Source organism: Stutzerimonas sp. FeSN7 (assembly GCF_030263795.1).
Lineage (GTDB): Bacteria > Pseudomonadota > Gammaproteobacteria > Pseudomonadales > Pseudomonadaceae > Stutzerimonas > Stutzerimonas stutzeri.
In genome coordinates this window covers 84,802-108,146 of sequence record NZ_JARPMN010000002.1, presented here as the reverse complement: position 1 = coordinate 108,146, position 23,345 = coordinate 84,802, and the positions used below count along the sequence as shown (strand labels likewise).

Sequence of the window (23,345 nt, the reverse complement as noted above, 5' to 3'; positions counted from 1 at the left end):
CAGATGCGCATTCTCTTGGTCGAGGACCACCCGCCGCTGGCCGAAAGCGTGGCCCAGGCCCTGCGCGCCGCCGGCTGGACCGTGGACCTGCTGCACGACGGCGTTGCCGCCGACCTGGCGCTGGCCAGCGAGGACTATGCGCTGGCGATTCTCGACGTCGGCCTGCCACGGCTGGATGGCTTTCAGGTGCTGGCGCGCCTGCGCGAGCGCGGCAAGACGCTGCCGGTACTGATGCTCACCGCGCGCGGCGAGGTCAGTGACCGCGTGCACGGGCTCAACCTCGGTGCCGACGATTACCTGGCCAAGCCGTTCGAACTGTCCGAGCTGGAAGCGCGGGTCAAGGCGCTGCTGCGCCGCAGTGTCGGCGGCGGCGAACGCCAGCAGCGCTGCGGCGCGCTGGTCTACGACCTGGATGCGCGGCGCTTCAGCCTGGCCGGCGAGCTACTGGCGTTGACCTCACGCGAACAGGGCGTGCTGGAAGCGCTGATCGCCCGCCCCGGTCGGGTGATGAGCAAGGATCAGCTGGCCGCCCAGGTATTCGGCCTTGACGAGGAGGCCAGCGCCGACGCCATCGAGATCTACATCCACCGCCTGCGCAAGAAGCTCGAGGGCCAGCCGGTGCGCATCGTCACCTTCCGCGGGCTGGGCTATATGCTCGAGGCGCTCGATGGCTGAGCGCGGGGCGGCCGGCAGTCTGCGTGCGCGGCTGCTGCTGCGGCTGGCGATCCTGCTCACGCCGCTGCTGCTGTACGGGGCCTGGAGTGCCTACTGGAACGGCCGCGCCGCCGCCGATACCGCCTACGACCGGACCCTGCTGGCCTCGGCCCGGGCGATCGCCGAGGGGCTGGTGACCAGCGACGGCAGGCTGCGCGCCAACGTGCCCTACGTGGCGCTGGACACCTTCGCCTACGACAGTGCCGGACGCATCTATTACCAGGTACTGGACACCGAGGGGCGCCTGGTCAGCGGCTACGAACAGTTGCCCGCGCCGGGTGCCGAGGTCCGTCGCACCGACGACTACCCGGCGCTGGCGCGCTTCTACGACGGCGAGTTCCAGGGCCAGGGCGTGCGCCTGGTGAGCTTGCTGCAGCCGGTCAGCGAACCCGAGCTCAACGGCATCGCCGAGATTCGCGTGGCCGAGACGCTCGGCGCACGCGAGCGCATGGCGCGCAGCCTGTTGAGCGACACGCTGTGGCGCCTGGGCTTGCTGGCGCTCGCCGCGCTGATGCTGGTCTGGCTGGCCGTCAGCGCGGCGTTGCGCCCGTTGGCCCGGCTCAGCGAGGCCGTGCAGGAACGCGCCCCGGACGACCTCAGGCCGCTGCCGTTGGTCGATGTGCAGCGCGAGCTGAAGCCGCTGGTGCGCGCGCTCAACGGCTTCACCGAGCGCCTGCGCGGGCAGCTCGAGCGCCAGGCGCGCTTCATCGCCGATGCCTCCCACGAGCTGCGCACGCCACTGGCGGCGCTCAAGGCGCGCATCGAACTGGGCCTGCGCGAGCCGCAGCCCGAGGTCTGGCGCAACACGCTGGAGGAAGCCGGGCAGAGCACCGACAAGGTCATCCACCTGGCCAATCAGCTGCTTTCCCTGGCGCGCATCGAAAGCGGCGCACAGTCCATCGCCGAGGGCGGCGCGCAGCGCCTGGACCTCTCGCAGCTGGCCCGCGAGCTGGGCCTGGCGATGGCGGCACTGGCGCACAAGCGCGGCGTCGCCCTGGCCCTGGAAGCCGAGGCGCCGGTATGGATCGACGGCGAGCCGACGCTGATCAGCGAACTGCTGAGCAACCTGCTGGACAACGCCCTGGCGCATACCCTCGGTGGCGGCAACGTGGTGCTGCGGGTGCTCGACGGCGCCGTGCTGGAGGTGGAGGACGACGGCCCTGGCATTCCGGTCGCCGAGCGCGATCGCGTCTTTGCCCGCTTCTATCGCCGCGACACCAGCGGCCATGGCGCCGGCCTGGGTCTGGCCATCGTCGGCGAGATCGTCCGCGCCCACCGCGCCGAGATCAGCCTCGATCAGGGTGCGCTGGGCGGGCTGCTGGTGCGGGTGCGCTTCATACCGGCTGAGGGCTGACGCCGGGGCCGGTTTCGCCGATCGCCGCCTCGGGCGCACAGACCACCCGGTTGCGACCGGCGTGCTTGGCGGCATACAGCGCCGCATCCGCAGCGGCCAGCAGCGCCTCTGCCGAGGCACAGGTCGACCCCAGCGTGGCGACGCCAAGGCTGATGGTCAACGCCACCGGCAGGTCGCCGTGGCGCAGCTGCAGGCGCTCGATGTCCTGGCGGATCCGCTCCGCCAGCACAACCGCCTGGCGCTGATCGGATGCCGGCAGCAGCACGACGAACTCCTCGCCGCCATAGCGTGCCGCCAGGTCGCCGGCACGCTGGCAATGCGCCATGAGCACCGCCGCCACCTGGCGCAGGCACTCGTCACCGAACGGATGGCCATAGCTATCGTTGATGCGCTTGAAGTGATCGATGTCGGCCAGCAGCACTGCCAGCGGGCTGCCGCTGCGGCGGGCGCGGCGAATCTCCTCGTCCAGCACGCTGTCGAAGCGCCGGCGGTTGGCCAGCTGGGTCAGCGCGTCGGTGGCGCTCAGGCGCAGCAGTTCGGCATTGGCGGTCTCCAGTCCCTGCCTGGCTTCTTCCAGCGCGCGGGTGCGCTCGTAGACCCGCGCCTCCAGCACCTCGTTGGCCTGCAGCTGCAGGTCCAGCGCCTCCTGCTTGGCCTGCAGGTGCAGGGCGCGCTCGGCGGCGAGCGACTCGGAGGTCTCCAGGGCCAGCTGTTGCGCCGCGATACGCCGGTTGCGCTCGATGTTGATGCGCTCGGCCAGCGCCATGGAGAGCAGCACGAACTCGGTGAACATGCCGATCAGCTGGCCGTTCAAGGTCCAGGCGTTGAGCGGCAGCACGCCATTGAGCGCCAGCAGGTTGACCACGGTGAAGATCAGCAGCGCGCTCCAGGCGATGCTGAACAGCCGCGCCGACGGATTGCCACGCGCCCAGAGGTTGAGCGTTACCGCCATGGTCAGCCCGCAATGCAGCAGCGCGACGCTTTCCATGAACAGGTAGCGCCCCAACGTCGGCACCAGCAGCAGAACCAGCACCGCCGCGCCCCAGTACAGCGTCAGCGTGATGGACACCCACCACACCCAGCCGCCGTAGCGGCGCACGCTGAGAAAGCGCAGGGCGAACAGCATCGGTGTGAAGAAGCACAGCGCGGCGGACAGTCCGTAGAAGCGCGCCGACAACTCGGGTATTTCCGGCCAGAGATAGAGCTGGCCGAAGCCGGTGATGCTCAACACGTAGAACACCGCACTGAGCAGATAGAGCACGTAGAAGAAGTAGCTGCCGTCACGGGTGAAGACCAGCAGGCTCAGGTTGTACAGCACGATCACCAGGATGCCGCCGAAGAACAGGCTGACCAGGGTGACGTCCCGCAGGCGGCCCTCGACGAACTGCTTCTCGTCGATCAGCTCCAGCGGCAACGCCAGGGTTTCGCGGGCCTGCACCTGCAGATGGACCACCGCTCGCTCGCCCGGCGGCAGCTCGAGTGGGTAGACAAAATGATGGTCGGCCAGCGGTCGAGCGCTCAGCGCCAGGGCGTCGCCGGCCAGCATCGGGGCACCCCAGCGCCCGCTGTCCGGGTAGTGCAGGCGCACCGCGACCCGGTCGAGCACCGGCCACTTCAGCAACAGGTACCAGAGCCGCGCATCCGTCCCGCCGTTGCGCAAGGACATGCGCAGCCAGGCACCGTCGGGCTGCTTGCCCAGCGTCGGACGCGCCAGCGGTTGCCATGGCCAGGCGTCGCTGGCCGCTGCGTCGAAGTCCGCCGCGGGCATGCCGAGCACGTACTCCAGGGCGCCGAGCTGCAGGGTCGAGGCGCCGCGTGTCTGGACCGCCGCCGAGCCGGCCGCGGTGGCGGCCACCGTAGGCGACAGCAGCAGGCAGGCCAACAGCAGCAGGAGCAGACGTGTCATGGGATTGCCTCGGGGTGCAACGGGCTGGCGTACTGCCAGCTAACCGGCGCCATTTATCCAACGACGCGCTCGTCGCCATGACGCCACTGTGATGGCACGTTGTCCCGCTCCGGCCGACAGGCTGCCGTCAGGCCCGTCGTCGCGCCCAGAACTGCTGCACCAGTTCGAGCATGCCGTCGGCCAGCTGCGCCACGCCGGTTTCCAGCATCTTCATGGCGAAGGCGATCTCGCCGATTTCATCCTTGCGCCCGGTGTAGATCAGCTGACTGACCGGGTTGTGCCCCACTCGCCGCGCCTGCCGGGCCAGGCGCGACAGCGGCGCCAGGGTGAATGCCGCAAGCGCGGCGGCGGCCGCACCCGTCGCCAGCCCGGCCACTGTGGCAATGACAGGAGCAGAACCCAACAGGCTACCGAGGGCCACACCGAGCGCACCGGCACCGGCAGCCAGCAGCGCCACTCGCTCGCGCAGGCCCATGGTGCAACGCAGTGCCCGCGCGCCACGGCCATCGCGCAGCGCGGCATACAGCGCCTCGGCAGCACGGATCTGCTCGGGTTGGGCGCGGGTTCGCACAGACTGGTATTCCACCACCTTGCCGTCGCGGCTGACCGGTGTAGCGAAGGCGCTGACCCAGTAGTGGTCGCCGTTCTTGCAGCGATTCTTGACGATGCCCATCCACGAGCGGCTCGTCTGCAGCGTCTGCCAGAGATCGGCGAAGGCTTCGACCGGCATGTCCGGGTGACGGACCAGGTTATGCGGCGCGCCGAGCAGTTCGGCTTCGTCAAAGCCGGAAATCGCGACGAAGTCCGGGTTGGCGTAGGTGATGGTGCCTTTGAGATCGGTGGTGGACAGGATGTTCGCCGTTTCACCGACCATGACTTCACGGCCGCTGACGGGCAGGTTGAGGCGCATAAACAGATCTTCCCTGGAAAAATGGTCTGAGTACGCGAGGCAGGTTCGGCGCCGCTTCTGGTGGCGGCGCTCGGATCGGTGCGAAGCACCTTCTTGTTTACATGCTGCTTGCTGCGTTGCTGTTTACCTTGCTGTCGTGACGACTGTGCAGTCAGCCCTCCTCTTTCTCGCCGGTATCGGTTTCCAGTTGTTCGAGCAGATCGATCAGGCGCCGGCGCAACTGGCCGAGCTCGCGGGACTTGAACGAGCGGCGGGTGCGTTCGAGCACCTGGATGGTGTCTTCCAGCGCGGTACGCAGGGCTTCTTCGGTCAGCATCGGTTCGTCTTCGTGTGCCACATGCAGATTGGGTGCCGGCTTGGCCCCGGTGGTCGGCCGGCTGGTTTCAGAGCAATAAAAAAGGCGCCAGTCGAGGTTCATCCCGGAGGGATGTCACGGCTGGCGCCTTAGCTATCAGGTCCGATTGTCCTGAGCGGTAAAGCAGCTTTCGCAGCATGCGAAACTAGTGGCATTCTGCCTGCACGCATGCGCCGTAACAAGCCCATCGATGCCGGTGCAGGCGGCGGCGTTCGGCGTCTGCGGCCTGCACCAAGCTGGGTCACTGGCTGTACGTCAGCCGCGTCGTCGTGTCCAGAATTGCTGCACCAGCATCTCCATGCTGCCGGCCAGCTCGGCGACGCCCGAGGCGCTTTGCCGACTGCGCAGACCGCTCTCCACGTGACGATCGGAACCGCCGCGAATGCTGACGATGTTCTGGTTGATGTTCTCGCTGACCGCGCTCTGCTGCTCCACCGCCGCGGCGATCTGCATGCTCATCGCACTGATCTCGTTGACCCGGCTGTTGATGCCCTGCAGCGAGCGCGCCGCCTGTTCGGCCTGTTCGACGCTCTGCATGGCCTGCTCGCGGCTGCGCTGCATGACTTCCACCGCCTGACGCGCACCGCCCTGCAGCGCGCCGATCATGTCGTTGATCTCCCGGGTCGACTGCTGAGTGCGCGAGGCCAGGCTGCGCACCTCGTCGGCGACCACGGCGAAGCCCCGGCCCTGCTCGCCGGCACGCGCCGCCTCGATGGCTGCGTTGAGCGCCAGCAGATTGGTCTGCTCGGCGATGCCGCGGATGACATCGAGCACCTTGGTGATGTCGTTGCTGTGCGCTTCCAGCTGGTGGATCACGTCGCCGGCATGCTGGATGTCCTGCGCCAGCTGGCCGATGGCGACGCCGGTGCGATTGACCACCTCGGTGCCGGTGGCCGCCTCGTTGTCGGCGCGGCTGGCCGCTTCCGCGGTGCGCTGGGCGTTGTTCGCCACGTCCTGCACACTGACCGCCATCTGGTTGATCGCGGTGGCGACCTGATCGGTTTCGCTCTGCTGGCGCGCCGCGCTCTCGGTGCTGCTGTCCATCGCGCCGAGCAGTTCCTGGGCGTGCTGGCTGAGCTGGCGCGAGGCGTCGCCGATGCGGCCGACCATGGCGCCGGCTTCGGTTTCCAGCATCTTCATGGCGAAGGCGATCTGGCCGTACTCGTCACGCCGGCCGGCGTAGATCAGCTGCCCCACCGGATTGTCGCCGACCCGGCGCGCCTGTTCGGCGAGTCGCTGCAGGGGCGCCAGCGCCAGGTAGGTCAGAGCGCTGGCCGCCGCGGCCGCCACCGTCGCGGTAAGCAGCGCCACACCCAGGCCAACACCACCGAGCAGGGCTCCGCCGATCACGCACGGGGCCGCACCCAACGCGGCGCACAGCGCCACGCGACTGCGCGCGCTGAGCGGCGCGCGCCGCAGCGCCGCCGGCGGCCGCTGGTCACGCAGCTGGGCGTACAACCCTTCGGCGGCGGCGATCTGCGCCGGCTGCGGCTTGGTGCGCACCGACTGGTACTCGACCACCCGGCCATTGCGGCTGATCGGGGTGACGAACGCGCTGACCCAGTAGTGATCGCCGTTCTTGCAGCGGTTCTTGACCATGCCCATCCAAGAATTGCCGCCGCGCACGCTGGACCAGAGGTCGGCGAACGCCTCGCGGGGCATGTCCGGATGGCGCACGATGTTGTGGTGCTGGCCGAGCAGCTCGTCCTCGTCGAAGCCGCTGATCTTGATGAAATCCGGATTCACATAGGTGATGTCACCGTTGAGATCCGTGGTGGAAAGGATATTGGCGGTATCGCTGATGGAAACATCGCGGCCGATGACCGGCAGATTCATGCGCATGGTGGCTTTCGTGAGCAAGGCAGTTGTCGTTCTGTTCCGCCATGCACGTCTCGTGTCGACGCACCTCGGGTGCATCGGGCGCTCCTGCCAATCGCTCACCCTGCGGTGATGGTCCCTGCCTCGGACGGCCCAACGGGTCGTTTGTATCGTTTTTGTCGCGCGGAAAACGGGCATGAAAAAAGCGCCAGCATCGAACCGTCCCTGCGGGTGATCCTTGATGGCGCTTCAGTCGACAGGCCCGTCGGTCCTGTCCGGTCAGCATGTCTCCTCGCCTGGAGACTGATGCCATAATGATGGCACCTGCTTTGCGCGTGCAATGCGACTGAAGTCCACTCCGCTGGTCGGCTTTTATTCCGAACATGCCAAAGTGATATCAATTTTGTACAAATATATCTTATCTGTACATCTTTATAGCAAGAAATTTCGCGCGCCCCTCCGCAACCCTTGGTCGGCAAGTCGGTCGTAGCAAAGGGTGCGCGGATTAGCGGATCGGCATGGGGGGTCCGTGGGCTGTTCCAGGCGCAGCCGCCTGCTAGACTCAAGTTCCGCGCAGACTCACAAGGGATGCCCGGGATTCCGAAAACAACCAAAAAGGAGTGCATCCATGAAAGGCAAATCCTTGGCATGGATCTTTACCGCTGCTCTGGCGGGAACCGGCCTGAGCACAGTGGCACAGGCGCAAGAGAAGTTCGTCACCATCGGCACGGGCGGGCAGACCGGCGTTTACTACGTAGCCGGGCAATCGATCTGCCGCTTCGTCAACCGCAATGCGGAAAACATCAAGTGCAACGCCCCGGCCAGCGGCGGCGGCGTGGCCAACGTCAACGGTCTGCGCAGTGGCGAATTCAACTTCGGCATCATGCAGTCCGACCACCAGTACAAGGCAATGGAAGGCGTCGCACCCTTCGAGAAAGAAGGGAAGATGGACGACATCCGCGCGGTGTTCTCCCTGCAGAGCGAAGTCTTCACCGTACTGGCCCGTCGCAGCGCCAACATCAAGGGGCTCGATGACCTCAAGGGCAAGCGCGTCAACATCGGCAACCCCGGTTCCGGTCAGCGCGACACCCTCGAAGAGATCATGAAGGTCAAGGGCTGGGACAAGTCGGTGTTCTCCCTGGCCGCCGAGCTGAAGCCGGCTGAGCAGGCCAGCGCACTGGGCGACAACAACATCGATGCCATGACCTACTTCGTCGGTCACCCCAACGGCGCGATCCAGGAAGCCACCACCACCACCGACGCGGTGCTGGTGCCGATCACCGGCCCGGAGATCGACAAGCTGCTCGAAGAGCGCAGCTACTACACCAAGGCCGAGATTCCCGGCGGCCTGTACAAGGGCAACGACCAGGCGACCCAGTCCATCGGTGGCAAGGCCGTGCTGTCCACTACCTCCAAGGTCGATGCCGAAGTGGTCTACCAGCTGGTCAAGTCGGTGTTCGAGAACATCGAGCGCTTCCAGCGCCTGCATCCGGCCTTCAAGGACCTGAAGCCGGAAGAGATGATCGAAGTCGGCCTGAGCGCTCCGCTGCATGAAGGCGCCGAGCGTTACTACAAGGAACGCGGCTGGCTGTAAGGTTGGACAGGCCGCGTCGTCCGCCGGCCTGATTGCCATGCCTCAGCTGAGAACCCGTGCGCCGTATGGCCACGGGTTTTCGCGGTTCCGTTACCTGAAAAAAACAGGCCTCATTTCATGCAAGACAAACAACTGTCCACCGAGGAACTGATCGCCCAGGACGTCGGTGCACGTTCGCCCGCCGGGCCGATGGCCGCGGTCATCGCCGGGCTCGCACTGCTCTGGTCGCTGTTCCAGCTGTGGATCGCCTCGCCGCTGCCGTTCATCCTCGGCTTCGGCGTGCTGAACGACACCGAAACCCGCTCGATTCACCTGGCCTTCGCCCTGCTGCTGGCTTTTCTCGCCTACCCGGCCTTCAAGCGCTCGCCGCGTGACCGCGTGCCGCTAATGGACATCGCCCTCGGGCTGGTGGCCGCCGCCTGCGCCGCCTATCTGTTTCTCGCCTATTCGCAACTGGCACAGCGCCCCGGCAACCTGACCACCCTGGACCTGGTCACGGCCTGCATCGGCATACCGCTGCTGCTGGAAGCCACCCGCCGCGCCCTCGGCCCGCCGCTGGCGATCATCGCCCTGGTGTTCCTCGTCTACAGCGTCGCCGGCCCCTGGATGCCCGGCCTGCTGGCCCACCGCGGGGTGAGCTTTACCGCACTGGCCAACCACCAGTGGATCACCACCGAAGGCGTGTTCGGCATCGCCCTCGGCGTCTCCACCAGCTTCGTCTTCCTCTTCGTGCTGTTCGGTGCCCTGCTCGAGCGGGCCGGCGCCGGGCACTACTTCATTCAGCTGGCCTTCAGCATGCTCGGCCATTTTCGCGGTGGTCCGGCCAAGGCGGCCGTGGTGGCCTCCGGCATGACCGGCCTGATCTCCGGCTCGTCCATCGCCAACGTGGTGACCACCGGCACCTTCACCATCCCGATGATGAAACGCACCGGCTTCTCGGCGGAGAAGGCCGGCGCGGTGGAAGTGGCCTCCTCGGTCAATGGCCAGATCATGCCGCCGGTGATGGGTGCCGCGGCCTTCCTGATGGTCGAGTACGTCGGCATTCCCTATGTGGAAGTGATCAAGCATGCCTTTCTCCCGGCGCTGATCTCCTATATCGCGCTGATCTACATCGTCCACCTGGAATCGCTCAAGCTCGGTCTGCAGGCGCTGCCGCGGGCCAACGTGGCCAAACCCTGGATGCAGCGGCTGATCGGCTTCGCCTTCGGCGCCGCGCTGATCTCCGGCCTTTCGCTGGGCGTCTACTACGGCCTCGGCTGGCTCAAGCCGGCCCTCGGCGATGCCGCGCTGTGGGTCATCGCCGGGCTGCTGGCGCTGGTCTACCTCGGTCTGCTGAAGATCGCCGCGAGCAACCCGCCGCTGCCCCACGAAGATCCCAACATGCCGCTGGAGAAGCTGCCGGAAACCCGTCCGGTGCTGCTCTCCGGCCTGCACTTCCTGCTGCCGGTAGTGGTGCTGGTCTGGTGCCTGATGATCGAGCGGCTGTCACCCGGCCTCTCGGCCTTCTGGGGTTCGGTGATGCTGGTGATCATCCTGCTCACCCAGCGCCCGCTGCTGTCATGGATGCGCCATGACCGCAGCCACGTGGACGGCACCTTCATGGACGGCGTGATCGACCTGCGCGAGGGCCTGATCGCCGGTGCGCGCAACATGATCGGCATCGGCATCGCCACCGCGGCGGCGGGCATCATCGTCGGCGCGGTGTCGCAGACCGGCGTGGGCCTGGTGCTGGCGGATCTGGTGGAACTGCTGTCGATGGGCAATCTGCTGCTGATGCTGTTGCTCACCGCCTTCCTCAGCCTGATCCTCGGCATGGGCCTGCCCACCACCGCCAACTACATCGTGGTGTCCAGCCTGCTGGCGCCGGTGATCGTCGCCCTGGGCCAGCAGAACGGGCTGATCGTGCCGCTGATTGCGGTGCATCTGTTCGTCTTCTACTTCGGCATCATGGCCGACGTGACGCCGCCGGTGGGCCTGGCCTCGTTCGCCGCGGCGGCGGTGTCCAAGGGCGACCCGATCCGCACCGGGGTGACCGCGTTCTATTACAGCCTGCGCACCGCGGCGCTGCCGTTCCTGTTCATCTTCAACACCGACCTGCTGCTGATCGGCGTGGACTTCTGGCACGGCGTGCTGATCTTCATCGTCGCCACCATCGCCATGCTGATCTTCGCCGCCGGCACCCAGGGCTATTTCCTGGTGCGCAGCCGCTGGTACGAGAGCCTGCTGTTGCTGCTGGTGGCCTTCACCCTGTTCCGCCCCGGCTTCTGGATGGATCTCATCCATGACCCGTATCAGGAGATTCCGCCGGCGCAGCTGGTGGAGGCACTGGGCAACGTCGAGGAAGACAGCCAGCTGCGCCTGCGCGTGCTCGGCGAGGACGCAGTGGGCGATGCCCGTGAGTTCGTGCTGCTGCTGGCGATCCCGGACGGCGCCTCGGGCGAGGAGAAGCTGGAGAAGATCGGCCTGATGACCTACGAGCAGGACGGCAAGCTGCTGGTGGACAGCGTCACCTTCGGCAGCCCGGCTGCCGAGGCGGGGCTGGAGTTCGACCAGCAGATTCTCTCGGTACGCGCGCCGACCGACCGCTGGCCGAAGGAATTCATGTGGATTCCGGGCTTCCTGCTGTTCGGCCTGATCGTCTGGATGCAGCGCCGCCGCCGTCAGACCTGATCGACCCGGAAGCGTCTGAAACCCCGGTCACGTGCGAGCGTGCCGGGGTTTTTCATTTAGTGCTCCCACCGGCGTGCCCGCGCCAGGGCACCACGATCAACCGAAGAACCAGTAGCACACCGCGATGGCAGCGATGATGCCGGCCAGATCCGCGACCAAGGCACAGCCCACCGCATGCCGCGCGCGCTGGATGCCGACCGCACCGAAGTACACCGCCAGCACGTAGAAGGTGGTCTCGGTACTGCCCTGCACCGTCGCCGCGACCAGCGCAGGGAAGCTGTCCACGCCCTGACTCTGCATGGTCTCGATCAGCATCGCCCGCGCCGCGCTGCCGGAGAACGGCTTGACCAGCGCGGTAGGCAGGGCGTCGACGAAGCGGGTGTCCCAGCCCAGCGCTTCGACCAGCCAGCGAATGCCTTCCAGCCCGAAATCCAGCGCACCGGATGCGCGCAGGGCGCCAATGGCGCAGAGCATGGCGATCAGATACGGCAACAGGCTCTTGGCGACGTCGAAGCCTTCCTTCGCGCCCTCGACGAACGCCTCGTACACCGGCACCTTGCGCAGCGCGCCGACGACGAGGAAGGCGATGATCAGGCCGAACAGGGTCAGGTTGCCCAGCAACGAGGACAGCGACGCCAGCGCGGTGGCCGACAGCCCTGCCAGCAGGGCCATGAAACCGCCGAGCAGCAGCGCACCGGGAATGAAATAGGCCAGCACCACCGGGTCCCACAGGCGCAGGCGCTGCACCAGCGCCACTGCAAGCAGGCCCGCCAGGGACGAGGCACTGGTCGCCAGCAGAATCGGCAGGAACACCAGAGTCGGGTCATCCGCGCCCTGCTGCACGCGGTACATGAAAATGGACACCGGCAGCAGCGTGAGCGAAGAGGTGTTGAGCACCAGGAAGAGGATCTGCGCATTGCTGGCCACGCTGGGCAGCGGGTTCAGCTCCTGCAGTGCGCGCATCGCCTTGAGGCCGATAGGCGTCGCGGCGTTGTCCAGACCAAGCCCGTTGGCGGCGAAATTGAGCGTGATCAGCCCCAGCGCCGGGTGCCCGGCCGGCACTTCTGGCATCAGCCGGCGGAACAGCGGCCCGAGCAGCCGCGCCAGCAGCTCGATCAGCCCGGCCTTTTCGGCGATGCGCAGGAAACCCAGCCAGAGCGTCAGGGTGCCGAACAGCACGATCATCACTTCCACGGCCAGCTTGGCCATGGCGAACAGGCTCTCCACCAGCGCGGCGAACACCGCGGGATCGCCACCGATCAGCCAGCGCCCCAGGGCAGCCAGCGCGGCGACCAGAAAAAAGCCCAGCCAGAGGCCATTGAGCATATCGTTCTCCCGTCAAAGCTGGCCGCGATGATAGCGGTGCGGGCGCGCGGGGGTCATCCGCAGATCGGCAGCAAGACGAGAAAGAGAGGGAATATGCGGGAGAAAAGCGGATGGTTGTCGCCGCATGCCGGGGTGGCGATCACGCCACCACCGGCCGCAGCTTGCAGAACCCGGTCCAGTAAATGGAGGTACTCCCTGTACCCCTAGGTCGTTCCGCCAGGCAGAACAACCCGACCCCATGGTTCACCCCGTTGCAGGGGTTGAGCGCGCGTGGCCGTTACACCCTGCGCGCTTTGTGGATCACCTTCGTTGGCCGAACATGACCCGGCGAATTTGGCTTCCTATGCCGCTGGTACTCCTGAATGCAGCCGCCCTTGCGGGCGGCTATCGACGCATCAGACACGCGGTCCGCGGCCGCGGCCGAAGATCAGCGATGCCACAAACAGCACCAGGAAGACCACGAACAGGATCTTCGCAATACCTGTAGCAGTGCCTGCGATACCACCGAAGCCCAGAACTGCAGCGATGATGGCAATGATCAGGAAGGTAATGGCCCAACTCAGCATGGTGTGACTCCTCTTGGTTCAGGAACGGTTCTCAGCGGATCAGATCAGTCCGATCGGCATCGATTGTTGTTACGCATCCCTGCTGGTTCGCTCGCACGTCCCCTTCGTTGCTCAGAACACCCAGCGCTGCTCGGCAGGCGCCTGGCGATAATCGATGGTTTGCGGTTCTTGTCCGGTTCGCATGAGCTCAATAGGTTGAGCGTCGTACATACCGATTCGTTCCGCGGAATTCTGTTGCGCCTGGCTGAGCGGTTGCGACAGCGGGCGCTCGGCACCCATGATCAGCATGACAACCGCAGCAGAGAGGAAACCCTTGCTGGCTAGCGATAAGCGGGCTTGGCGATTCATTCCTCAACTCCTTCTAAGCGTGGCGAACTTCGTTTCGATAACCCTGTTATTGCAGGCGTCGTGCCAGCCTTCCGAATATATAAAAATCCTTTAAAATCAATGGCTTGGCCTTATGGCAAATCGCTGCATTCAACTCAATTTGCAAGGCAGCCCCTAGCCAGCCGGGCGTTTTGCACGAATCAGTGTCGGGCCTGTTTGAGCTGGCGCATGCGCTCGTGGCAGGTACGCAGCTTGGGCAGCTCAATAGCCAACAAAGCCCGTACATCCGGCTCGGCGTCCTGCACGGCGTCTTCGAAAGCCTCCAGGATGTGTGCTTCGGTCTGCTCGAGCTGATCGACATAGGGCGTGTCGTGATCGCCGATGCGCGAACGGGTGTCGGCGTACAGCTCGCGCATGCGCCCGGTCAGCGTGCCGCCTTGCGAAGGCTGTTCATGGCTGGCGGCGACCTTGACGCTCAGGGCCTGGATGATCTGCGTCTTGGCCTGGGCCAGATCGCGGAACAGGTGCTGCAGCTCGACGTCCTTTACTTCCTCGGCAGCATGCTGGTAGAAACGCTGCCCGTCGCGGGTGATCTCGATGAGCTCGTTGAGCTGGTTCATGGACTTGTTCATGACACCTCCTGCGTGGTTGCGACAGATGTGGCCGCCCGTGAATGGGTCGGCGCCCGTCTCCAGAGGGTCGCAAGCGCCATGCCACCCGCGCGGCCATTGGCGCCCCCGACAAATCAGGCACTTGGACGCACCCCTCTGCACAGGGGAATGCAGCATGCAGGAAAGCCTTGCCAGCACCGTGCAACTTGCAAGACTTTTCATAGACTAAAGCACTCGCCAGCAACGCAACGGCGCCGCGACGGCGCTCGACACGCCATAATCGAATCTCTATAGCGACCGAACTCGCCTTTTGATGGGAGCATCCATGGACCAAACGACGGACAACGGCGGACGCATCCTCCTGGTGGATGACGAAGCGGCGATCCTGCGTACCTTTCGTTACTGCCTGGAAGACCGTGGCTATACGGTGATGACGGCAGCCAGCGCCGCACAGGCCGAAGCGATCCTGCAACGCCAGGTGTTCGATCTGTGCTTCCTCGACCTGCGCCTGGGCGAAGACAACGGTCTGGACGTGCTACAGCAGATGCGCACGTTGGCGCCCTGGATGCGCGTGGTGATCGTCACCGCCCACTCGGCGGTGGACACAGCGGTCGATGCCATGCAGGCCGGCGCCGCGGATTACCTGCTCAAGCCCTGCAGCCCCGAACAGCTGCGTCTGTCGGCCGCCAAGCAGCTGGAAGTCCGGCAGATGGCAGCGCGCCTGGAAGCACTGGAAGGCGAGATGAAGCAGCGCAGCGATGCGCTTGGCTCGCACAGCCCGGCGATGATGGCCGTGCTGGAGACCGCCCGGCAGGTCGCCGACACCGATGCCAACATCCTCATCCTCGGCGAATCCGGCACCGGCAAGGGCGAGCTGGCGCGTGCCATCCACACCTGGAGCCGGCGCTCGAAGAAGGCCTTCGTCACCATCAACTGCCCGTCACTGTCGGCCGACCTGATGGAAAGCGAGCTGTTCGGGCACAACCGCGGTGCCTTCACCGGAGCCACCGAAAGCACGCTCGGTCGGGTCAACCAGGCCGACGGCGGCACGCTGTTCCTCGACGAGATCGGCGACTTCCCGCTGGCGCTGCAACCCAAGCTGCTGCGCTTCATTCAGGACAAGGAATACGAACGCGTCGGCGACCCGGTCACCCGCCGCGCCGATGTGCGCATCCTGGCGGCGACCAACCTCAATCTCGAGGAGATGGTCCGCGAGGGCAAGTTCCGCGAGGACCTGCTCTACCGCCTCAACGTCATCACCCTCAATCTGCCACCGATGCGCGAGCGCCCGGAAGACGTACTGGCCCTGGCCGAGCGCTTCCTCGCCGCCTTCGTCAAGAACTACGGGCGCCCGGCGCGCGGCTTCAGCGATGCTGCGGTGGTGGCGCTCAAGGCCTATCGCTGGCCCGGCAACGTGCGCGAACTGCGCAACGTGGTGGAGCGGGCAAGCATCATCTGCCCGCAGCAGATGATCGAGGTCAACCACCTCGGGCTCGGCGAACAGGCAGGTAGCAACGCGCCGCGCATCGGCGAGCCGCTGAGCCTGGAGGCACTGGAGAAGGCGCACATCGCCGGCGTGCTGAGCACCAGTGACACCCTGGAGCAGGCCGCACGCATCCTCGGCATCGACGCCTCGACCCTGTACAGAAAGCGCAAGCAGTACGGCCTATGAAACTGCAGATGAAGCTGCGAACCCGACTCTTCCTCGGGTTCTCGGCACTGATGACGGTGGCCCTGCTGGGCCTGCTGCTGGCGCTGGTCAGCGTGATGCAGATGGCCAAGAGCCAGGAGCAGCTGATCCGCGACAACTTCAGCATCATCGAGATCAACCAGCAGTTGCGTCAGACGCTGGGCAATCATCTGATCGTGATGCTTACCGACGACAACCGCAGCGAGGCGCTCGCCCCGCTGCGCCAGAGCTTCCAGCAGACCCTGGAGCGCGGCATCGCCGAGGCCAATGACGATGTCGACCGTCAGGCCTTCCGTGCAGTCGCCAGCGCCTATGCCGCCTTCCTGCAGCAGATCGAAGCCAGCCGCCATCAGAACCTGACCCTGCTGGAAGACAACCCGCTGAGCCAGTCCTTCAACAAGGTCCGCGGCCTGATGACCGACATGCAGGGCGCGGCCTACGACAAGATCCGCGACACCGAGCTGCGCAGCCGTGATCGCGCCTCGTTGCTGGCGGGCCTGCTGGGACTCACCGCAATAGCCGTGCTGCTGATCGGCTTCATTACCGCGCACAGCTTCGCGCGACGTTTCGGCGAGCCGATCGAGCGGCTGTCCGCCGCTGCCGACCAGATCGGCCGCGGGGATTTCAACATCGCCCTGCCGACCCCGCCGATCGCCGAGCTGTCGTCCCTGAGCCGGCGCTTCGGTCTCATGGCGCAGGCTCTGCACGAGTTCAAGCAGACCAACGTGGAGGCCCTGGTAAACGGTCAGCAGCGCCTGCAGGCGCTGCTCGACAGCATCGACGACGGCCTGCTGATCGTCGACCGCGACGGTCGCCTGGAGCACGCCAACCCGGTGGCGCAGCGGCAGCTGGCCTGGGAGAACGAGCACCTGGGCTCCACCCTTGGCGAAGCGCTGGGCTATCCGCAACTGGACAACGCCGCGCGGCAGGTACTGGACGACAAGCCGCTGTCCGACCCGCCAGAGGATCTGGTCATCGAGGCCGACGGCGAACGGCGCCTGCTGGCCTGGCGCATCAGCCCGGTGAGCCACCACGACGGCAGCATCAGTGGCGCGGTGATGGTGCTGCACGACGTCACCGACCAGCGCACCTTCGAACGCGTGCGCAACGAATTCGTGCTGCGCGCCTCCCACGAACTGCGCACCCCGGTCACCGGCATGCAGATGGCCTTCAGCCTGTTGCGCGAGCGCCTGCGCTACCCCGCCGACAGTCGCGAATCCGACCTGTTCGATACGGTGCACGAGGAAATGCAGCGCCTGGTCAGGCTGATCAACGACCTGCTCAATTTCTCCCGCTACCAGAGCGGCCAGCAGAAACTGGAGCTGGAGCAGTGCGACGTGCCGGAGCTGCTCGAAGCCGCGCGCCAGCGCTTCGAGGTCAACGCCGCCGAGCAGGACGTGCAGCTCAAGCTGGAGCTGCAGCAGCCGCTGCCAACGCTGATGCTCGACCGCCAGCAGATCGAGCGGGTGCTGGACAACCTGCTGAGCAACGCCCTGCGCCACACGCCCAGGGGCGGCGAGGTGCGCCTGCTGGCGCGGCATCATGGCGAGCGGCTGATCCTCAGCGTCGAGGACAACGGCGAAGGCATTCCCTACAGCCAGCAGGCACGCATCTTCGAACCCTTCGTGCAGATCGGCCGCCGTCGCGGCGGGGCCGGACTGGGGCTTGCCTTATGCAAGGAAATTGCCCAGCTGCATGGTGGCCGCATTGGCGTGCACTCGCGGATCGGCCACGGCACTATCTTCTACGTGGCGCTGCCGATCTGACGGCGCCCCATCGAGGAACCTGCCATGCCGAGTCTGAACCCCAGCCCCGAGCAGCTCGCCGACCATGTGGCGGCGATGCCCTCGGGCGTGCCGATCCTGATGCTCAATCTGTTGCGCTACAACGCCCAGGCCACCTACCCGCCGGGCAGCCCGCACAGCCCCTGCAGCGGCCGCGAGGCCTATGCCCGCTACAGCCGCGTGGCGCTGACCAAGGTGCAGGCCGGAGGCGGCGCGGTGGAGCTGCGCGCCAAGGCCCATGCGACGCTGATCGCGCCGCCGGAGGAAGAATGGGATGACCTGCTGCTGGTCAGCTACCCGTCCAAGGAAGCCTTCCTGGCCATGCTCAGCGACCGCGAATACCAGGCCGCGGCCGAGCACCGCAGCGCGGCCCTGGCCGACTCGAGACTGATCGGCACCACCCGCTACTGAGGTCAGCGGCTCGCCTGGGCGACCAGCACCTGCAGCATCGCCGCGGTTTCCGCGTCCGGCTCTCCATCGAAGCGGGTCGGGCGGTACTTCATCTGGAACGCGGCGATCACATTGCGCGTCTCGTCATCCAGATGGCCGTGGCGGGGTACCCGATAACCCTGCGCCGCCAGTGCCTCCTGGAACCAGCCGATCGCCGGCAGCCCCGCCGCGGCGTAGTGCGCCTGCGCCGCCGCCACCGCGCCGGCATCCGGCCAGGGCACCAGGCCCTCCTCGGCCAGGCGCTTCCAGGGAAACAGCGGCCCCGGATCGACCTTGCGCTGCGGCGCGATGTCGCTGTGGCCGATGATGGCGCCCGGTTTCAGGCCATGACGCGCCATGATGTCCTTGAGCAGTACCACCAGCGCATCGATCTGTGCCTGCGAGTAGGGATACCAGAGCCGCCGTCCGTCCGCGCTCTGCTCGTAGCCCTGATTGACCAGCTCGATGCCGATCGAGGTGGCGTTCAGCCAGGTACGCCCGTTCCATTCGCTCTCCCCGGCATGCCAGGCGCGGCGATCCTCGTCCACCAGGCGGTAGATGGTCGCCGGCGACTCACCGATCAGGTAGTGGCTGCTCACATCGCGCCCGCTGAGCAGCTCCAGCGAGCGCGGCAGGTCGGTAGAGGTGTAATGCAGCACGATGAACTGGACGCGGCTGTCGTGGCCGATCGAGCTGTGGCTGGTGTCGATGCGTGGGCCGCTGGCACAGCCGGCCAGCAGCAGAAGCAAGAGGGTAGCGGAGAGCAATTTCATCGGGACGACCTCTGTGTCGACGGCGCAAATGACGCAGATGGGCAGGAGCCCGGCATGCGGTGGCGATTCGATGCCGGAGCGGCGAGGGTCGTGATTATACCGGGCGCCCGGATACAGGCCAGGCCAGCCGGTCAGGCTGGCTCGACACGATTGCGTCCCGAATCCTTGGCGCGGTAGAGCGCCCGGTCGGCACGCTCGAAGGCACGCTCGGCGGTGTCGCCAATAACGAATGCCGTCAAACCGGCGGACAGGGTGATGGCAACCCGCTCGCCCTTGAAGTGGAACGGGCAACTGCCGATGGACTCGCGCAGCGTTTCCATCAGCTGCCGCCCCGCCTCGTAAGGCGTGTTGGGCAACAGCACGACGAACTCCTCACCACCGAAACGGGCGATGAAGTCGGTCTTGCGCAACCGCTTCTGCAGCTCCGTGCCGATGATCTTCAGCACCCGATCGCCGGCCAGATGGCCGTAGCCGTCGTTGACCCGCTTGAAGTGATCGACATCCAGCACGGCCAGCAGCAGATCGCCACCGTAGCGTTGCCAGCGGGCGAATTCGAGATCCAGCCGTTCATTCCATGCCGCCCGGTTGGGCAGTCCGGTCAGCGGGTCCTGCAGGGCCTTCTGCCGCTGCTCTTCCAGATGGCCGCGCAGCCCCCGTGCCGCCTGTTCCAGGCTGCCGACACGGCTGACCAGCTGCTGCAGGCGCTCGCCCAGTTTCTGCTCCTGCTCGCTGCGCTGGCGACGGTAGTTGTCCACGGTGTCCAGCAGGCCATCCAGACGCGCCTCCACCACCCGCTTGAGGCTGTTCAGATCGGTGGCTTCACGCATGCTGTGCTGCAGCCCGCCGACTTGTTCGCGCAGCTCGGCGTCCAGCGCCTGCGCCGCATCGCGGCCTTCCACATGGCCCTGGTGGGCGGCGAGCAGGTTCTCCTGCATCGCAGTCAGACGCTCGTTGAGGGTCTGCAGGTAGTTCTCGAAATCGCGCTGACCCTGATCGCTGAAGGCGATCATCAGCATCGCCAGATCGTCCAGCACCGGCACCAGCTCGTACCAGTTCAGGCCCTGCTGGATTCGCGCGCGCAACGTCTGCAGTTGCGGTTGATGCTGCTCGGACAGATGCAGGCTGTCGAGCAGACTGCTGAGCGTCGCCTCCACACGTTCGGCGACAACGCTGAAAGCGGGCTCCGGCGAATCCGGCAGCGCATAGGCGGCCTCCTGCGGCAGCGGCTCGGCCGCTGGCGGCAGCTCGGCGTCCGCCACCGGCTCGTCCGCTTCGGGCTCAACTGCCGAGACGACAGGCTCGACGGCCTGCTGCTCTTCGTTCGCCGGCTCCGGCAAGGTTGTCACCACGGACGGCTCGGTCACGGTGGAGGCGACGGCCGTCTCGCCGACGACGACCGCCTCTGCCTCGACCGCGACCGCGACCGCTGGGGCCGACGCCGCCGCTGGAATCGCCGTCTCGAGCGGGGCCGCCGATTGGCTGTCCCGTCCCCCGAACAGGCGCTTCAGAAAGCCGCTCTGCTGCGGCGCGGACAAGCCCTGCAGGTTGAGAACCTGACCCTGCAGTACACTCAGCTCGCCGAGCAGTAGCGGCAGCTCGCGCAATCTGGCTGCACGCTGGTCCAGATCCTTGGCGAAGCGTTTGAGCGGCTTGCGCAGCTCGGCGGGCACCGACATCCCCAGCAATTGGGACACCAGCCGATGCAGCGCCTCGGTCAACTGAACGGCACGCTCCTGGCGGTGGCGTTCGGAGTCCAGCACCGCCTTTTCCAGGCGTGGAACCAGCTGACCCAGCCCATCGTCCAGATCCCCGTCACGCAGGACCTCGCGCATCTGCTGCAGGCAGCGCTCGACGGCGGGGTCGGCGCCCTCCACCGCCAGGCTGCTGCGCACCAGGCTGCGTCGCAACAGATCGACGCGCTGCTCCCAGCGGGCGTCCAGCTGCTCCTGGCGCTCGGCCAGCTGAAGATACTTTTCCTTCCAGCGTTCGGCTTCTTCGCTCATTTACGTTCAGGCACCTGTACCGGCAGGGAGTCCGCCCGCAGGGAATCGGGCAGCCGAATTTCCACCGCCACCGGCAAATGGTCGGAAATCGGCAGAGCCAGCACGTCCACACGTTCAAGCGTAAGGCTCGGGCTGAGCAGAATATGGTCCAGGCAGCGCTGCGGCCGCCAGCTGGGGAAGGTCGCTTCGACCTGCGGCGCCAACAGGCCGAGATCGCGCAACGGCGAGTTCTCCAGCAGGTCGTTGGCGTGGGTGTTCATGTCGCCCATCAGTACCTGATGCCGATAGTCGCCGATCAGGTCGCGAATGTAGGCCAGCTGCCGGGCCCGGGCGCCGCCGCCGAGTGCCAGGTGCATCATCACCACCACCAGCGCGTCCGCGCCCTCGCCAAAACGCAGCAGGATCGCGCCGCGTCCCGACGGCCCAGGTAGCGGGTGGTCCTCCAGGCCCTGGGGCTCCAGGCGGCTAAGCACCCCGTTGCTGTGCTGGGCGAAGCGTCCGAGGTTGCGATTGAGCTGCTGATACCAGTAGGGAAACGCACCCAGGTGGGCCAGATGCTCGACCTGATTGACATAGCCGGACCGCAGGCTGCCGCCGTCGGCCTCCTGCAGCGCCACCAGGTCATAGTTGCCGAGCACCTCGCCGATGCGCTGCAGGTTGCCGGCCCGACCCGGATGGGGCAGCAGATGCTGCCAGCTGCGCGTCAGGTAATGGTGGTAGCGCTCGGTGCTGATGCCAACCTGGATGTTGAAGCTGAGCAGGCGCAGCCGGCCATCGGCCGGCAGGCCGGTGCTGGCCAGGCAGTGCGGATTGACCCGTGCCTTGCCGGGGCCGGCAAGGCGTGGGGCACTCCAACGGCGCAGCATGCCGGGTTACCGCGCTGCGCGTTCTTTTTCGATGAGGAAATCCGCCACCTGCAGCGTGCGCTCCGGACCGCCGGACGAGCCGAGGTCAAAGCGGTACTTGCCATTGACGATCATCACCGGTACGCCGGTGATCTGGTAGGCCATGCCAAGCTTCTTCGCCTGCTCGACGCGGCCACGCACGCCAAAGGAGTTGTAGGCCTTGAGGAAGGCCTGCTTGTCCACGCCATGCCCTTCGAGGAAATCGGCCATCTCCTCCGGCGTGGCGAGCTTCTTGCGCTCCTGGTGATAGGCGGCAAATACCGCGTCATGCACCTTCGGCTCCACGCCCATGGACTCCAGCGTGACGAACAGCTGGCCGTGCGCGTTCCAGATGCCGCCGAACATGGCGGGGATGCGCTTGAACTGCACATCTTCCGGCAGCTTCTCGGCCCAGGGCTTGATCACCGGTTCGAACTGGTAGCAATGCGGGCAGCCGTACCAGAACAGCTCGACCACCTCGATCTTGCTCGGGTCGGCAACGGGCACCGGACTGCTCAGCTCGACATATTCCTTGCCGGCCTGGAACTCTGCTGCCTGGGTCACCCCGCCGAACAGGCTGGCGGTAGCAAGGACGGCAGTGAGTAGGAAGTTACGCATGAAATACTCCTGTTTACGACGAACCGATGGCGCAACAGGCTGCAGCAAAACGCCGGGACTCGCCAGCGTTTTTCATCTGCCCCGTGCCAAGCCGTGACGAAGGTAGTGTAGCCAGCCCCTAAACGCAGAAGGGCGCCCGGGCTTTCGGCCCGGACGCCCTTCTCGGTCAGCCCGCGGATGCGATCAGTGCAGACCCTGGATGTAGCTGGACAGCGCTTCGATGTCCTTGTTGCTCAGCTTGGAGGCAACGCCACGCATGATCATGCTGTCACCGTCGTTGGTGCGGTTGCCTTCGCGGAAGTCGGTCAGCTGCTTGGCTGTGTACGCGGCGTGCTGGCCACCCAGTTTGGGGAAACCGGCCAGCTCGTTACCGACGCCGTTCGGCGCGTGGCAACCGGTACAGGCCGGCATGCCCTGATCCAGCTTGCCACCGCGGAACAGTTTCTCGCCCTGCTTGGCCAGAGCCGGATCGGCATAGCCAACGCTGCCCTTCTGGCTGGAGAAGTAGGCGGCGATGTCCTGCAGGTCCTGATCGCTCAGCGGATCGAGCATGCCGGTCATTTCCAGCACCTTGCGGCCCACACCTTCCGGGGCGCCCGGCGTGCTGCCGGCCTTGATGTCCTGGAGCTGCTTGAGCAGATAACGCTCGCCCTGGCCGGCGAGTTTCGGGAAGTTCGGCGCCGGGCTGTTGCCGTCCGCACCGTGGCAGGCGCCACACACTGCAACTTTGCCCTGACCAGCTTCGGCGTCTCCAGCCGCGTGGGCCATACCGGTGATGCCAAGGGTCAACAGCAGACTCACGAGTATTTTGTTCATCAGCTAATCCAACTACGGCTAAGGGTTTGAAAGGGAATTCATCGGGTCACGCACGGCCATCGAACCGGGGTAACGCTCGTTATAAGTGGCACGCAGGGCATCCGCAGCGGGGCGGCGACACCGCCGCACAGGCGCCCGCAACAGGCTGGACACCACGCACGGCCCGATATCAGGCCAAAGCGCACATAAAAACTGCG

19 protein-coding genes and 1 pseudogene are annotated in these 23,345 nt (G+C 66.1%); 7 read left to right on the top strand and 13 right to left on the bottom strand.

Annotated features, from left to right (window positions below; translation table 11 throughout):
- Positions 1-3 precede the first annotated feature (3 nt).
- Positions 4-675 (top strand): two-component system response regulator TctD, encoded by a 672-nt coding sequence (gene tctD / locus P5703_RS23380; RefSeq protein ID WP_111481834.1) that lies wholly within the window; start codon positions 4-6, stop codon positions 673-675.
- Positions 668-2,068: a two-component system sensor histidine kinase TctE gene (gene tctE, locus P5703_RS23375; protein WP_285590475.1), complete on the top strand. Its 1,401-nt coding sequence runs from the start codon at positions 668-670 to the stop codon at positions 2,066-2,068. Before tctD ends, tctE begins: the two co-directional genes overlap by 8 nt.
- Here the strand turns inward: tctE and P5703_RS23370 are convergent.
- From P5703_RS23370 to P5703_RS23355, 4 genes and pseudogenes are all read right to left on the bottom strand, one after another.
- Complete coding sequence (locus P5703_RS23370; protein ID WP_285590472.1) at positions 2,049-3,974, bottom strand: sensor domain-containing diguanylate cyclase; 1,926 nt, start codon at positions 3,972-3,974, stop codon at positions 2,049-2,051. The genes tctE and P5703_RS23370 overlap by 20 nt on opposite strands.
- A 154-nt stretch (positions 3,975-4,128) precedes the next feature.
- Positions 4,129-4,884, bottom strand: a pseudogene (locus P5703_RS23365) (PAS domain-containing protein); the annotation flags it as partial.
- A 151-nt stretch (positions 4,885-5,035) separates the two neighbouring features.
- Positions 5,036-5,200, bottom strand: a complete 165-nt coding sequence (locus tag P5703_RS23360) for a hypothetical protein (protein WP_013984394.1) — start codon at positions 5,198-5,200, stop codon at positions 5,036-5,038.
- Positions 5,201-5,494: 294 nt separating this feature from the next.
- Entirely contained in the window at positions 5,495-7,081 is a 1,587-nt protein-coding gene (locus P5703_RS23355) for a methyl-accepting chemotaxis protein (protein ID WP_285590470.1), read from the bottom strand.
- A 604-nt stretch (positions 7,082-7,685) separates the two neighbouring features.
- On the opposite strand from P5703_RS23355, the gene P5703_RS23350 reads away from it, so the two are divergent.
- Positions 7,686-8,651 carry a TAXI family TRAP transporter solute-binding subunit gene (locus P5703_RS23350; protein WP_011915051.1) on the top strand — a complete coding sequence of 322 codons (966 nt, stop codon included), beginning with the start codon at positions 7,686-7,688 and terminating at the stop codon, positions 8,649-8,651.
- A 117-nt stretch (positions 8,652-8,768) separates the two neighbouring features.
- Positions 8,769-11,321, top strand: coding sequence for a TRAP transporter permease (locus P5703_RS23345; protein WP_061372843.1), 2,553 nt, complete (start codon positions 8,769-8,771; stop codon positions 11,319-11,321).
- 96 nt (positions 11,322-11,417) lie between these two features.
- Here P5703_RS23345 and P5703_RS23340 read toward each other — a convergent pair whose 3' ends face one another.
- The 4 genes from P5703_RS23340 to P5703_RS23325 all read right to left on the bottom strand — a co-directional run bounded on the left by P5703_RS23340 (position 11,418) and on the right by P5703_RS23325 (position 14,172).
- Positions 11,418-12,647, bottom strand: a complete 1,230-nt coding sequence (locus tag P5703_RS23340) for a spore maturation protein (protein WP_013984399.1) — start codon at positions 12,645-12,647, stop codon at positions 11,418-11,420.
- 395 nt (positions 12,648-13,042) lie between these two features.
- Positions 13,043-13,213, bottom strand: a complete 171-nt coding sequence (locus tag P5703_RS23335; RefSeq protein WP_003282841.1) for a DUF1328 domain-containing protein — start codon at positions 13,211-13,213, stop codon at positions 13,043-13,045.
- A gap of 111 nt (positions 13,214-13,324) precedes the next feature.
- Complete coding sequence (locus tag P5703_RS23330; protein ID WP_014598056.1) at positions 13,325-13,561, bottom strand: hypothetical protein; 237 nt, start codon at positions 13,559-13,561, stop codon at positions 13,325-13,327.
- A 179-nt stretch (positions 13,562-13,740) separates the two neighbouring features.
- Positions 13,741-14,172, bottom strand: coding sequence for a PA2169 family four-helix-bundle protein (locus P5703_RS23325; RefSeq protein ID WP_014598057.1), 432 nt, complete (start codon positions 14,170-14,172; stop codon positions 13,741-13,743).
- 304 nt (positions 14,173-14,476) lie between these two features.
- Here P5703_RS23325 and algB point away from each other — a divergent pair, with 304 nt between their 5' ends.
- From algB to P5703_RS23310, 3 genes are read left to right on the top strand one after another with little or no spacing between them, the layout of a single operon-like run.
- Complete coding sequence (gene algB, locus P5703_RS23320) at positions 14,477-15,823, top strand: sigma-54-dependent response regulator transcription factor AlgB (RefSeq protein ID WP_014598058.1); 1,347 nt, start codon at positions 14,477-14,479, stop codon at positions 15,821-15,823.
- Complete coding sequence (locus tag P5703_RS23315) at positions 15,820-17,607, top strand: KinB sensor domain-containing domain (RefSeq protein ID WP_017244149.1); 1,788 nt, start codon at positions 15,820-15,822, stop codon at positions 17,605-17,607. Before algB ends, P5703_RS23315 begins: the two co-directional genes overlap by 4 nt.
- Positions 17,608-17,631: 24 nt before the next feature.
- Complete coding sequence (locus P5703_RS23310; RefSeq protein WP_014598060.1) at positions 17,632-18,036, top strand: DUF1330 domain-containing protein; 405 nt, start codon at positions 17,632-17,634, stop codon at positions 18,034-18,036.
- A 2-nt stretch (positions 18,037-18,038) separates the two neighbouring features.
- Here the strand turns inward: P5703_RS23310 and P5703_RS23305 are convergent, their stop codons facing one another.
- The 5 genes from P5703_RS23305 to P5703_RS23285 form a co-directional block, all read right to left on the bottom strand.
- Positions 18,039-18,827, bottom strand: a complete 789-nt coding sequence (locus tag P5703_RS23305; RefSeq protein ID WP_011915059.1) for an N-acetylmuramoyl-L-alanine amidase — start codon at positions 18,825-18,827, stop codon at positions 18,039-18,041.
- Positions 18,828-18,958: 131 nt separating this feature from the next.
- Positions 18,959-20,830 carry a GGDEF domain-containing protein gene (locus tag P5703_RS23300; protein ID WP_285590466.1) on the bottom strand — a complete coding sequence of 624 codons (1,872 nt, stop codon included), beginning with the start codon at positions 20,828-20,830 and terminating at the stop codon, positions 18,959-18,961.
- On the bottom strand, positions 20,827-21,696 hold the full coding sequence (locus P5703_RS23295; protein ID WP_011915061.1) for an endonuclease/exonuclease/phosphatase family protein: 870 nt from the start codon (positions 21,694-21,696) through the stop codon (positions 20,827-20,829). The genes P5703_RS23300 and P5703_RS23295 overlap by 4 nt, the downstream gene beginning before the upstream one ends.
- Positions 21,697-21,702: 6 nt before the next feature.
- The gene (locus P5703_RS23290) at positions 21,703-22,332 is read right to left on the bottom strand and encodes a thiol:disulfide interchange protein DsbA/DsbL (RefSeq protein WP_011915062.1); all 630 of its coding nucleotides are present in this window, start codon (positions 22,330-22,332) and stop codon (positions 21,703-21,705) included.
- 183 nt (positions 22,333-22,515) lie between these two features.
- The gene (locus P5703_RS23285) at positions 22,516-23,148 is read right to left on the bottom strand and encodes a c-type cytochrome (RefSeq protein ID WP_017244153.1); all 633 of its coding nucleotides are present in this window, start codon (positions 23,146-23,148) and stop codon (positions 22,516-22,518) included.
- Positions 23,149-23,345 lie beyond the last annotated feature (197 nt).

Excerpts from the sequence above, each read along its gene's own strand:
- P5703_RS23310 (WP_014598060.1), top strand. The coding sequence starts at position 17,632 with ATGCCGAGTCTGAACCCCAGCCCCGAGCAGCTCGCCGACCATGTGGCG.
- P5703_RS23325 (WP_014598057.1), bottom strand. The coding sequence starts at position 14,172 with ATGAACAAGTCCATGAACCAGCTCAACGAGCTCATCGAGATCACCCGC.
- P5703_RS23295 (WP_011915061.1), bottom strand. The coding sequence starts at position 21,696 with ATGCTGCGCCGTTGGAGTGCCCCACGCCTTGCCGGCCCCGGCAAGGCA.
- P5703_RS23355 (WP_285590470.1), bottom strand. The coding sequence starts at position 7,081 with ATGCGCATGAATCTGCCGGTCATCGGCCGCGATGTTTCCATCAGCGAT.
- P5703_RS23290 (WP_011915062.1), bottom strand. The coding sequence starts at position 22,332 with ATGCGTAACTTCCTACTCACTGCCGTCCTTGCTACCGCCAGCCTGTTC.
- P5703_RS23360 (WP_013984394.1), bottom strand. The coding sequence starts at position 5,200 with ATGCTGACCGAAGAAGCCCTGCGTACCGCGCTGGAAGACACCATCCAG.
- P5703_RS23345 (WP_061372843.1), top strand. The coding sequence starts at position 8,769 with ATGCAAGACAAACAACTGTCCACCGAGGAACTGATCGCCCAGGACGTC.
- P5703_RS23340 (WP_013984399.1), bottom strand. The coding sequence starts at position 12,647 with ATGCTCAATGGCCTCTGGCTGGGCTTTTTTCTGGTCGCCGCGCTGGCT.
- P5703_RS23315 (WP_017244149.1), top strand. The coding sequence starts at position 15,820 with ATGAAACTGCAGATGAAGCTGCGAACCCGACTCTTCCTCGGGTTCTCG.
- P5703_RS23300 (WP_285590466.1), bottom strand. The coding sequence starts at position 20,830 with ATGAGCGAAGAAGCCGAACGCTGGAAGGAAAAGTATCTTCAGCTGGCC.
- algB (WP_014598058.1), top strand. The coding sequence starts at position 14,477 with ATGGACCAAACGACGGACAACGGCGGACGCATCCTCCTGGTGGATGAC.
- P5703_RS23370 (WP_285590472.1), bottom strand. The coding sequence starts at position 3,974 with ATGACACGTCTGCTCCTGCTGCTGTTGGCCTGCCTGCTGCTGTCGCCT.
- P5703_RS23335 (WP_003282841.1), bottom strand. The coding sequence starts at position 13,213 with ATGCTGAGTTGGGCCATTACCTTCCTGATCATTGCCATCATCGCTGCA.
- P5703_RS23305 (WP_011915059.1), bottom strand. The coding sequence starts at position 18,827 with ATGAAATTGCTCTCCGCTACCCTCTTGCTTCTGCTGCTGGCCGGCTGT.
- tctE (WP_285590475.1), top strand. The coding sequence starts at position 668 with ATGGCTGAGCGCGGGGCGGCCGGCAGTCTGCGTGCGCGGCTGCTGCTG.
- P5703_RS23330 (WP_014598056.1), bottom strand. The coding sequence starts at position 13,561 with ATGAATCGCCAAGCCCGCTTATCGCTAGCCAGCAAGGGTTTCCTCTCT.
- tctD (WP_111481834.1), top strand. The coding sequence starts at position 4 with ATGCGCATTCTCTTGGTCGAGGACCACCCGCCGCTGGCCGAAAGCGTG.
- P5703_RS23285 (WP_017244153.1), bottom strand. The coding sequence starts at position 23,148 with ATGAACAAAATACTCGTGAGTCTGCTGTTGACCCTTGGCATCACCGGT.
- P5703_RS23350 (WP_011915051.1), top strand. The coding sequence starts at position 7,686 with ATGAAAGGCAAATCCTTGGCATGGATCTTTACCGCTGCTCTGGCGGGA.